This window comes from Acinetobacter sp. UBA3025 (assembly GCF_002367915.1).
Taxonomy (GTDB): domain Bacteria; phylum Pseudomonadota; class Gammaproteobacteria; order Pseudomonadales; family Moraxellaceae; genus Acinetobacter.
Genome location: NZ_DFDO01000181.1, coordinates 1 through 11577 on the forward strand (window position 1 = coordinate 1; position 11577 = coordinate 11577).

Consider the following 11577-nt stretch of genomic DNA (forward strand, 5'->3'; position numbering starts at 1 on the left):
ATATTTTCTTTGTCATTTCCGGTTATCTCATTACGACCATTCTGACGCGCGATATTGAGTTGCAGCAATTTTCAATTGCACGGTTTTATAAGAAACGTGTGATCCGTCTGGCACCTGCATATTTTACTGTACTGGCAATTGTCAGCCTAATTGCCTGGCAGGTGATGTTGCCGGGTGAGCTGACGGAATATTTTAAAAGCGTCATGTATGCGACTGTGCTTATTGCCAATCTGTATATGCGGAATGAGGTAGGAGATTATTTCAGCCCGAATGTAGAAAATGTGCCGTTATTACATTTATGGTCATTGGGCGTAGAAGAGCAGTTTTATATTTTCTGGCCGCTCTTGCTATGGCTATTCTTGAGTAAGACCTCGCGTAAATATCTTTGGGTTGTCATTAGTGTATTCATTGTCGCTTTAGTTATATACGCCCAGCAGCAACTGACTCATAATCCGGCCAAAGCTTATTATAGTATGCCGGTACGAGCATTTGAGTTGTTGATTGGTGCATTGATTAGCTGCTTGCCAAAACTGAATCTGCCAAAAAAACTATTACAGGGATTGGTCTGGGCTGGAGTAAGTGTTCTATTTGCAACTGCAATATATTTTGATCAGCAAACCCCATTCCCAGGACTGATGGCATTGATCCCGTGTCTTGCAACAGCACTGATTATTTATCTGGGACAATCCATATCTTCAAGTAATTTATTGCTAAGTAATCGTCTTAGTACATGGATTGGCAAAATTTCATATCCTCTGTATCTATGGCACTGGCCGATTATCGTATTCTTTGGCATTTATATGCTGCCCTTGAATCTAGAAAATCAGATTATTATTGTTTTTCTGTCACTTATATGTGCATTTCTGACTTATAAACTGGCTGAAACACCCCTGAAACGCTTTGTGATGGCTGCAAATTATAAAGTGATTATTCTTGGATTTCTGTTACCTGCAGTCAGTTTTATTGCGATCGCCCAAACCATCAAAACACATGAAGGTTTCCCGGAGCGTTTTCCAAAATCGGTGCAGGACAAACAGGAAGCATTACATACGTATGCACATGTGATTCGTAGTAACTGCATGGATACTGCGGATCCAAATGTTTTGCCCAGTGCTCAAGATTGTATCTTAGGACAATCTAAACAAGATATTGATTTCCTGTTGATTGGCGATTCGCATGCCAATGCCTATACAGCAATGCTGGATGAATGGGCAAAGGATGCCAATTTACGCGGTTATGATGCAACGCAAAGTTCGACCTTTTATCTGCCAGGTGTGCAGCGATTTGAGTTAAAGCTGAATCAATGGAAAGAACTGACCAAATTCCAAAAACGTAATGATGCTATTACTGCGCATCTTAAAGAAACCCATTATCCAATGATTATACTGGCAGGCTCTTATGCACCGTATTTTAGTGACGAGTTAAAAATTAAAGATGGGATCCATGATTCAGATGAAGAGATATTTAAAGCAGGCTTAATGAAGGCCTTAGAAATTGCCCATCAATCTAGTGATCAGGTGGTTCTAATTAATGATGTACCACGCCTTGATTGGGAGAATATTCCTTCTGATTGTAATATTCGTAATGAGATTCTTCATCGGAACGCTGCATGTACAGTTTCCCGAAGAAGTTATGAAGCACATTTAAAGCAATTCAATCAGATTTTGGCAGAAGCAAAACTGAAATATCCGCAATTGAAAATTATTGATCCAACCAAAGTCATCTGTGATCAGCGGGCATGTAAAACGATGCTGAATGATGTGCCTTTGTATCGTTTTAAGGATGATAATCATCTTAATGATCAGGGTTCACGGCAATTGGGCGTTGAGTATCTAAAACAGTTTGGTAATCCGCTTAAAGATTTGAAAAAAGATTAAATGGAATAAAACCACGTTTAATGACGTGGTTCTATTCCTTGGGATTTGGGTCATTGACTGATTTTAATCTTTATTTAATTCTTTTCTTCTCGAATAGAAACCGGTTGCGGTTGCTCATCCATCTTATATTTGGAAGAACGTGTATTCCAGAACAGTTGTAATGTTCCCCCTAATAAAACTAAAGCAGCCAGCATAAACTGTTGATGATAGTTCAATCCAAGATATTGCAGGGCACTAAAACTCAATCCTCCAATCAGCTGAACAGAGGCAAAACATAGAGTCGCAATGCTCCAGAGCTTTTTATAGGCCAGTCCATACAGCTGCAAAATGGTATAAGAAGTGAGGAAAACCACAGCGGGATTCAACATTCCGGTAAAGAAAGAAGAACTGAAAGTGAGAAACGGATTAGTATTTAAAGTTGCAATGAAAATCGCCAGAATATAAACACTATAAAGAATCTTTAGGGCAGTAAAATTGCCAAATTTTCTTGCCAGGACATAAGCAGAAAAAGCACCTAAGGCACTGCCCAATCCATATAGAATCCAGTTAAAGTTAATCCAGAATAAGCTTAATCCTAGTTCATGGCTGAGATAGTCAATCCAGAACAATGAATGCGGAATATAGGCAAATGCACTACAGGCATAAACCGCCAGTAAACTATAAAAGACTGTATTTAAAGGTACTTGAGCAGTATGAGAAACAGATTGTTTAGCTAGATAGGGTTTAAATTGTTGTATCAGTAGGCTTAAGCAGATACAAATCATCAGGGCAAACCCACATAAGATCAGCCAGGCCGTACGTATGGAAATCTGGCCAAGATAAGGCAAAAACAGGGTAGCTAATAAAACCCCTAATCCAATCCCGCTAAAACCAATAAAATTGATTTTAAAACGGTCTTTTAAATCACAGCACTGAGACACGATACTCGGTGACAAAATCATCAGCAGGCCACCACTAATGCCGGAAATCACGCGCCAGCTGATATACCAGATTTCAGAAAATCCTGAAAAAGCACAACAGAATAAGCTAACCATTCCTGCTATTGCAGCAAGCTGGATATAGGTACTCATGCTTCGATCTTGGGGCAAGCGCATCGCTGCAAAAGCACCAATTAAATAACCCAGTAGATTGGCACTACCTAAGAGACTGGCAAAACTCATACTCCAGGCAAAGGCTTCCCGTGTACCAGGTAACAATGCGGTATAGGAAAAACGCAGAATGCCGATGCCTAAGCACATGCTGAGGCAGAGAAAAAGACTAAGCTTGACCGTATTTGAGGACATCCATGTACTCTTGGAGTTTTATATTTGTTCAAAAAATAGCATGAATCGTCAAGCTAAAGGAGAAAAGGCTGAATAGATTTTATTGAGAAAAGAAATTCTGGATTAACAGCATGCCTCTTTTTAAATATCTATAAAGCTTGTCGCGGAAATTTTTAAACAATAAAAAACCGCATTCATGAATGCGGTTTTTTGAGTTAACTTTTATAAATTAACGCATTTTTGCCAGGAAACGGCCTAAACGGGTAATCGCTTCACGCAGTTCATTTTCTGCTGGCAGGAATACTACACGGAAATGATCCGGTGTTGGCCAGTTGAAACCAGTACCTTGAACCAATAGAACTTTCTCGGCACGTAACAGATCAAGCATCAGTTTTTCGTCATCCTCAACCGGATAGATTTCTGGATCAAGACGAGGGAAACAGTACATCGCACCTTCCGGTTTCACACAAAATACCCCTGGAATTTCGTTTAGCATTTCCCAGGCAATATTACGCTGTTCATATAGACGGCCACCTGGGCGGATCAAGTCATTAATAGACTGATAGCCACCGAGTGCAGTCTGAATTGCATATTGTGCTTGATGATTCGCGCAAAGACGCATTGAAGCCAGCATATCCAGGCCTTCAATGTAGTCCATTGCACGTGATTTATCACCAGTAATCGCCATCCAGCCTGAGCGATAGCCAGCAATACGATAGGCCTTAGATAAACCGTTGAACGATACACATAATTGCTTGCCTGCAAGCGAAGCTACTGACACATGTTCAATGCCATCGTAAACGATTTTGTCATAGATTTCGTCTGCAAACAGGATCAGATCATATTTCTTCGCCAGATCCACGATTTGCTGTAATACATGACGCGGATAAACCGAACCAGTCGGGTTATTCGGGTTGATAATCACGATCCCGCGGGTATTTGGCGTGATTTTGCTTTCCATATCCGCAATATCTGGATACCAGTGATCTTCTTCATCACATTTATAGTGAATCGCAGTACCGCCAGACAGGTTCACTGCTGCAGTCCATAATGGATAATCCGGCATTGGAATCAGCATTTCATCGCCGTCATCCAGCAGGCCTTGCATCGCCATCACGATCAGCTCAGATACGCCATTGCCGACATACACGTCGTTCACGTGCATATCCAGAATGCCTTTTTGCTGGTAATACTGACAGATCGCTTTACGTGCCGGGAAAATCCCTTTGGAATCCGTATAACCAATCGCATTTGGCAAGTTCAGTGCAACATCATTAATGATTTCTTGCGGGGCTTCGAAGCCGAATGGGGCGGGATTTCCGATATTCAGTTTGATAATTTTATGTCCGGCTTCTTCCATCTCGTTGGCCGCTCGTAACACTGGTCCGCGAATGTCGTAGCAAACATGCTCAAGCTTAGACGATTTCTTGATCTCGCGAGGGGGGGTGTTACCAATACCGGACATAATTCCATCCAATTAATTTTTAAGTTAAACCTATAGATTACGCAAATATCACAATCTATGCTGAAATTTCGCTAGAAATTTTTTCATCTCTAGCGTAAATATGGAAGTACTGAAGCATGACATTGAATGTCAAAGATTTAAAGGAGTTAGTGATGGGAAAACTCAATAAAACAGACCGGGAATGGCAAAGAGAGTTATCACCAGAAGAGTTTCGCATTACGCGTGAAAAAGGAACTGAACCGGCATTCACAGGCAAGTACTGGAATACAAAACAGGAAGGGACTTATGTCTGCCGTTGCTGTGGTACACCACTGTTTTCTTCAACCACCAAATATGACAGCGGTTGCGGCTGGCCAAGCTTCTATCGTCCTGTGAGCAGCTCAGTTGTAGAGGAATTACCTGATACTTCACATGGTATGGTGAGAACAGAAATTGTTTGTCATCATTGTGATGCACATTTGGGACACGTTTTCCCGGATGGTCCGGAACCGACTGGCTTACGTTATTGTGTAAACTCGGCCTCTTTAGAATTACAAACACAAGAAAAAACTGACGAGGAAACTTATCCATGACCAGCATTTATCAGTTTGAAGCTGAGTTGTTAGATGGGAAAAACAAACGGCTTGCAGATTATGAAGGAAAAGTACTTTTAATCGTAAATACCGCGAGCAAATGTGGTTTCACTCCACAATTTGCAGGTCTGGAAAAGCTTTACCAGAAATATAAAGAGCAGGGACTGGAAGTTTTAGGTTTTCCATGCAACCAGTTTGGTGGACAGGATCCAGGTTCAAATGAACAGATCGGTGAATTTTGTCAGAAAAATTATGGGGTTTCTTTCCCGATGTTTTCCAAGGTAGATGTAAAAGGCCCAGAAGCGCATGCGATCTTCCGTTACTTGACCAATAATTCTAAAGGAATTCTAGGAAATGGTATTAAGTGGAATTTCACCAAATTCCTGATTGGTCGTGATGGCAAGGTATTAAACCGTTTTGCACCTACCACCAAACCTGAAGATCTCGAAACAGAAATTGAAAAGGTTTTATAAGTTTATTTGAAATGTCTAATTTCTAATGAATAGAAAATAAGTGAAATAGAAGAATAATTTGTAGCCAATATCCATAAAAAACCCACTTCTGGAAAGTGGGTTTTTTTATTTGTGTTTAGCTCTTAAAAGATTAAAGAATCGCTTTTAAACGTTGAATTACCTGTTCACATTGTGCCAGATCAGCGACTAATGCCAACCGTACATGGTTTTCACCCGGGTTGCCTTGCGTAGTTTCACGAGACAGGTAACGGCCTGGTAGCACTTTGATATGCGCTTTTTCCATTAGCATTTTGGCAAAAGTTTCATCATTGTCCACTTTAAGCCAATAGTAGAAACCGGCATCCGGTTTTTTCAGCGGGAGCAAGTGCCCTAATTCTTTCTGGAACAGATCAAATTTGGCACGATACTGTACCCGGTTTTCTTCTACATGCGCTTCATCATTCCAGGCTGCAATTGATGCTAACTGGTGTTGCACCGGCATCGCTGCACCGTGATAAGTACGGTATTGCAGATAAGGTTTGAGTAAAGCTGCATCACCTGCAACAAAGCCTGAACGCATGCCTGGCAGATTAGAACGTTTAGATAGAGAATGGAAAACGACACAGTTTTTATAGTCATCTCGGCCAATTTCTGCACACACTTCCAGTAAACCTGTCGGTGCTTCATCAAACCAGAGTTCTGAATAACATTCATCAGAAGCAATGACAAAATCATATTTGTCTGACAGTGCAATCAGCTTTTTAAACTGTTCTTTAGAAAGAACAGCACCTGTTGGGTTGCCCGGTGTACACACAAATAACAGGGCAGTTTTTTCCCAGACTTCAGCCGGAACTGAATCAAAGTCGCCTAAGTAGTCATTTTCTTCAGTACAGTTAATGAAATAAGGTTTTGCACCTGCAAGCAGGGTAGCACCTTCATAAATCTGGTAGAAAGGGTTTGGCATCACCACATAAGGCGCATCTTCACGATTAATCAGCGCCTGAACAAAAGAAAAGATTGCTTCACGGGTACCAGAGACCGGTAATACATTGCTGTCTGCACTGATGCTATTGAGTTTAAAACGACGAGTCAGCCAGTTGGAAATGCTTTCTCGTAATTCAGGTAAGCCTTTGCTGTTCGGATAAGTCGATAGATGCTGAAAATTATCAATAATCGCCTGTTTCACAAACTCGGGTGCTGGATGCTTTGGTTCACCAATTGAAAGGGGAATCAAAGGCATATTCGCAGGCTGGATATCCGCAAAAAGTTTATTCAACTTTTCAAACGGATATGGATGCAATAAAGACAAGCTAGAGTTCATGAATGTGTTACCGAGCAGTGTGTTAGTGTTGAGCATTGACCTGATGTGAGGCCTCATCCAGAGCAGCTTTTAATGCCGCTGCAAAATTGTCAGACTCTATTTGGGTCATTGGGCTGCCATCTTTTTTGGTGACAAAGAAAATATCTTCAGCACGTTCGCCAAGCGTAGCAATTTTAGCAGAGTGAATATCCAGACCCTGCATCATAAATAAACCGCCAATTTTCGCAAGTAAACCAGGATGGTCAAGTGTCGCAATTTCAACCATATTCTGGTTTAAAGCTTCATTAAGGGTGATATCGACGGTATTTTCAATATCAAAATGACGTAACTGACGCGGAATCCGGCGCTGCATCAGACCTGGATATTCATCAGAATGACTTAAGGCATCCTGTAAGGCTTCAATGACAGTTGCCTCACGTTCCGGATCGGTCAGAAGGGTGCCAAAACGGTCAAGGACGACATAGGTATCCAAACTGAAAGCTTTGGTTGCGGTAATAATCCGGGCATCCTGAACGTCCAGATTCATGCGATCCAGAACAGCAACCGTGGTGGCGAACAGATTTGGCTTATCTTGAGTATAGATGAAGATCTGCACGGCATCCTGCGCATATTTACGATGCGCACGCATTAATACCAATGGTGCAGGATTATCCCCATGTTCCAGAATGGCACGGGTATGCCAGGCGATTTCATCGGCAGATTCTTTCAGGAAGTAATCATCGCCCAATTCCTGCCAGACTTTTTCGACATCATAAAGCGAGAAATGTTCCACCAACCGTTCACTGGCTTCAAATTTGGTATCTTCAATCAGCATCTGATAATCAACCGGACGACCAAGACCGGAACGGATTACATCACGCGCATGCGTATAGAGCTGACGCATTAAAGATGAACGCCAGGTATTCCAGAGTTTTGGATTGGTCGCATTAATATCTGCCACGGTTAGGGTATACAGATAATCCAGATGCTCCATATCTCCCATTTTTTCAGCAAATTCTTTGACCACATCCGGATCGGAAATATCTTTTTTCTGTGAAGTGACTGACATGGACAAATGGTTTTCAATCAGCCAGGCAACCAGATTGCATTCACGTTCGGTAAAGCCATGGGTACGGCAGAACTGAATCGCATCGGCTGCACCAAGCTCACTATGATCACCGCCACGACCTTTGGCAATGTCATGGAAAATAGCCGCTAGATAAACAATGTCACGACGTGCCAGACGCTGGAACACGGAACTGACCACAGGGAATTCTTTGGCAAATTCGGGTTCCTTGAAGCGATTCAGATTGCGGATCAAGAGTAGGGTATGTGCATCCACGGTATAGATGTGGAATAAGTCATATTGCATCAGACCGGTAATCTGTCCGAAAGCCGGAATATATTTGCCTAGGACACCATAACGTTTCATCGCTACTAAGGTTTCATACAGGCGATGTGGTGAACGAATGATGGCCATAAACAGGGCTTGGTGTACCGGATTATCACGGAAATCCTGATCAATACGTTTAGCTGCCAGAGTAAGCAGACGTAAAGTACGAGCACGAATACCCTCAATTTCAGGACGATTGGCCAGCAAATAGAAGATTTCCAGAATGGCACTTGGCTTTTCCGAGAAAATCTTGTGATGTTGAACTGCTAACTTGCCATCGACCAGTTTAAAGTTTTCATTAATTTCTTCAATCTGGCGTTCATATTGGGGTAAACGTGGGGTAATGACTGATTCATTAAAATAAGCCAGTAGCATTTCATTCAGAGTCGAAACCTGCTGCGCGCTACGGTAATAGCGCTTCATGAACTGTTCGATTGGATAGTTCGGTGACTGACCTTCTTCACGGGTATAGCCAAACATCGCTGCAATATCCCGTTGATAATCAAACAGCAAGCGGTTTTCATCGCGCTTGGTCAGGCGGTGTAAATGATGGCGAATTTCCCAGAGGAAGCTTTCGGCTTCTTCGAGTACGGCAAGTTCAAACTCTGAAATAAAGCCCAGATGCACCAGGTCATAAATACGGTTGACACGGAAATGACGTTTGGCAATCCAGCCAATCTGGTTAATATCACGGATACCGCCCGGTGCATTTTTAATATCCGGTTCCAGATTGCTTTCAGTATTATTGTGCTGAGCATAGCGTTTGTGCTGCTCGTCCATTTTCGCATCAAAAAAGGTTTTATCAGTCCAGGTTTGTGACACGATCCGGCGTGGCCACTTGGTTAAATTTTCATTGCCAATAATCAGACGTGCCTCGATCAAGGACGTCGCTACAGTAAGGTCGCTGCTGGCCTGATTGACACATTCATTGATGGTACGAACACTGATGCCCGGTTTGAAATTACCGACATCCCAAAGCGAGGAAATAAAGCTGGAGATCAGCTTTTCCTGCTCTGGAGTAAAATCATCTTCTGAGAGGATCATGATATCGACATCTGAATATGGCAGCATTTCGCGGCGGCCATAACCGCCGACTGCGAAAAGCGCCAAATCGGTCTGATCAAGTTCAGCATGATTCCACAGAAATTGCAGGGCTTCATCAATCAGGTTAGAACGAGCCTGAATGATGTCACGGATGGACTGTCCATTTTCAAAACATTCCTGAAGCTGATTTTCTACATCGCTACGCCATTGATTGATCGCTTTGATGTCATTGTGACTTTTAATGTAATTCAGCAGCGGGGAGGTATTGATCATGAACAGTGGTCCGTTGTATTTACTTAATTTTGATGAACATTAACTTGGTCAGTAACCTGTTGAGCCAGCTCGCGAGCCTGTTCAATGCTTTCTGCACGCGCAGTCGCGACACCCATACGGCGGCGTTTAAAACCTTCAGGTTTACCAAACAGGCGTAAATCGGTATCGGCATGGGCTAAAGCAAGATTCAGGCCAGAAAATGAAAGGTTGTGATCATCGACACCTGCGTAAATCACGGCACTGGCAGCCACGCTATGGCGAGCCGTATTGACTGGTAAGCCTAAAATAGCACGGGCATGCAGTTCAAATTCACTCTGGAACTGGGAAGCTAAGGTAACCAGACCAGTGTCATGCGGGCGAGGTGAAACCTCACTAAACCATACTTTGTCGCCTTTGACAAAGAGTTCTACACCAAAAATACCGCAACCGCCCAGTGCTGTGGTGACTTTATTCGCGATACGTTTTGATTCTTCCAGAGCAGCCGGGCTCATTGGCTGAGGCTGCCAGCTTTCTACATAGTCGCCTGAGTCCTGACGATGTCCGATTGGATCACAGTAAGAGGTTTCGATTTCGCCAGTTTGAGGATTTTTAGCCCGCACAGTAAGCAGGGTAATTTCAAAATCAAAATCAATCTGTGATTCGACAATTACTTTGCCCTGATTAACTCGACCACCTGTTTGCGCATATTCCCAGGCAGCATCGACTTCTTCAAAACTTTTCACGCGAGATTGGCCTTTACCTGAAGAAGACATCACCGGTTTCACAAAGTTTGGATAGCCAATGTCATCACAGGCTGCGCGGAAAGATTCCAGAGAATCGGCGAAGCGATAAGCAGAGGTCGGTAAGCCTAGTTCTTCAGCTGCCAGACGACGAATGCCTTCACGGTTCATGGTCAGGTTCACTGCTTTAGCTGAAGGAATTACGGTTGCAATATTCTGTTCTTCAATTTCAACCAGTACTTCGGTCGCAATCGCTTCAATTTCAGGAACAATGAGATGCGGCTGAATTTTTTGAATAAGCTGTTTGAGTTCCGCTGCATCTGCCATATTTAAGGCATAAGAAAAATGTGCCACCTGCATGGCAGGAGCATCTGCATAACGATCTGCAGCATGAACTTCTACACCTAAACGTTGCAAGGAAATCACCACTTCCTTACCTAGTTCTCCTGAACCTAGCAATAGAACTTTAAAAGCTGAAGATTGAAGAGGAGTACCAATAGTCACGTTCATGTGTATTATCCATGCTTGATTTTATGGACTTTTAGCATAACAGAACTCAATGCCGAGATAAGCCGAGTTTCATACAAAATTGTGATATTAGCCAGCAGTTTTATTTATAAAAGTTTATAGAGAATTGCATCTGAAATCAGGCAGTTCGCTTTACTGTATTTTTCACCGGGTTTAAATGATAAATCCAGTTTTGCGGATTGAGTTTTTCCATATGCAAAATTTGCTTGTCATTGAGCTGAAGTTGATAGAGAAGTTTCAGACTTTGTATTCTCTTAAAGGCATAAAAGGGAATGACAAAAGGACAGATAAAACCAAATATCCATAGCAATAAACCAAATCCTGAAAATTGCAGTGCATCTAAGAATACAGTGAAAAAGTGGAATTGATGATTTGACACTGCGACAAGTGCAAAAAATAGAAACAGTAAAATTATACTAAAGCAAAATACATAAATGAGATTTGGAATGCCTTTATGTAGCAGGCTCCATCGGCTAAAAATGATTTGTTTGGGATGCAGATGGATTACCTGTTGAGTCTGATTGTAGAGGGCAATGATTTTATTTTTGCCATGCTTCTGAATATAAATGACACGGATATGATCTGCGGGTTCAGCAACCACTTCTACAAAATGACCAGTAAAATTCTGTGTATTAATAAGGCATTCAAAATAGCAGCCGGGTAATTCATATTGTAGAAGTGGTTGCTGAACC

Annotated in this window: 9 protein-coding genes; 3 read left to right on the forward strand and 6 right to left on the reverse strand. The window is 42.2% G+C overall.

Annotation, left to right across the window (positions count from 1 at the left end):
• A partial coding sequence (locus B4J23_RS07545; protein ID WP_291359725.1) for an acyltransferase family protein occupies positions 1 to 1877 on the forward strand: 1877 nt, incomplete at its 5' end.
• A 74-nt stretch (positions 1878 to 1951) separates the two neighbouring features.
• On the opposite strand, the gene B4J23_RS07550 is transcribed toward B4J23_RS07545, so the two are convergent.
• Together B4J23_RS07550 and B4J23_RS07555 are read right to left on the reverse strand one after the other, a co-directional pair.
• Complete coding sequence (locus B4J23_RS07550) at positions 1952 to 3160, reverse strand: YbfB/YjiJ family MFS transporter (protein WP_291359727.1); 1209 nt, start codon at positions 3158 to 3160, stop codon at positions 1952 to 1954.
• A gap of 208 nt (positions 3161 to 3368) precedes the next feature.
• Entirely contained in the window at positions 3369 to 4604 is a 1236-nt protein-coding gene (locus B4J23_RS07555) for a pyridoxal phosphate-dependent aminotransferase (protein WP_291359729.1), read from the reverse strand.
• 152 nt (positions 4605 to 4756) lie between these two features.
• On the opposite strand from B4J23_RS07555, the gene msrB reads away from it, so the two are divergent.
• Positions 4757 to 5176 carry a peptide-methionine (R)-S-oxide reductase MsrB gene (gene msrB / locus B4J23_RS07560; protein ID WP_004784131.1) on the forward strand — a complete coding sequence of 140 codons (420 nt, stop codon included), beginning with the start codon at positions 4757 to 4759 and terminating at the stop codon, positions 5174 to 5176.
• Positions 5173 to 5649 (forward strand): glutathione peroxidase, encoded by a 477-nt coding sequence (locus tag B4J23_RS07565; RefSeq protein WP_004784130.1) that lies wholly within the window; start codon positions 5173 to 5175, stop codon positions 5647 to 5649. The genes msrB and B4J23_RS07565 overlap by 4 nt, the downstream gene beginning before the upstream one ends.
• Before the next feature lie 130 nt (positions 5650 to 5779).
• On the opposite strand, the gene dapC is transcribed toward B4J23_RS07565, so the two are convergent.
• From dapC to B4J23_RS07585, 4 genes are all read right to left on the reverse strand, one after another.
• The gene (gene dapC, locus B4J23_RS07570) at positions 5780 to 6949 is read right to left on the reverse strand and encodes a succinyldiaminopimelate transaminase (protein WP_291359732.1); all 1170 of its coding nucleotides are present in this window, start codon (positions 6947 to 6949) and stop codon (positions 5780 to 5782) included.
• Positions 6950 to 6971: 22 nt separating this feature from the next.
• A complete protein-coding gene (glnD, locus tag B4J23_RS07575; protein WP_180015371.1) occupies positions 6972 to 9638 on the reverse strand; it encodes a [protein-PII] uridylyltransferase in 2667 nt (888 codons plus the stop codon).
• Between the two features lie 23 nt (positions 9639 to 9661).
• The gene (purT, locus tag B4J23_RS07580; RefSeq protein WP_291359737.1) at positions 9662 to 10876 is read right to left on the reverse strand and encodes a formate-dependent phosphoribosylglycinamide formyltransferase; all 1215 of its coding nucleotides are present in this window, start codon (positions 10874 to 10876) and stop codon (positions 9662 to 9664) included.
• Between the two features lie 127 nt (positions 10877 to 11003).
• The coding region (locus tag B4J23_RS07585; protein WP_291359735.1) for a hypothetical protein at positions 11004 to 11577 on the reverse strand (574 nt) is incomplete at its 5' end.

Excerpts from the sequence above, each read along its gene's own strand:
- B4J23_RS07550 (WP_291359727.1), bottom strand. The coding sequence starts at position 3,160 with ATGTCCTCAAATACGGTCAAGCTTAGTCTTTTTCTCTGCCTCAGCATG.
- msrB (WP_004784131.1), top strand. The coding sequence starts at position 4,757 with ATGGGAAAACTCAATAAAACAGACCGGGAATGGCAAAGAGAGTTATCA.
- B4J23_RS07565 (WP_004784130.1), top strand. The coding sequence starts at position 5,173 with ATGACCAGCATTTATCAGTTTGAAGCTGAGTTGTTAGATGGGAAAAAC.
- B4J23_RS07555 (WP_291359729.1), bottom strand. The coding sequence starts at position 4,604 with ATGTCCGGTATTGGTAACACCCCCCCTCGCGAGATCAAGAAATCGTCT.
- glnD (WP_180015371.1), bottom strand. The coding sequence starts at position 9,638 with ATGATCAATACCTCCCCGCTGCTGAATTACATTAAAAGTCACAATGAC.
- dapC (WP_291359732.1), bottom strand. The coding sequence starts at position 6,949 with ATGAACTCTAGCTTGTCTTTATTGCATCCATATCCGTTTGAAAAGTTG.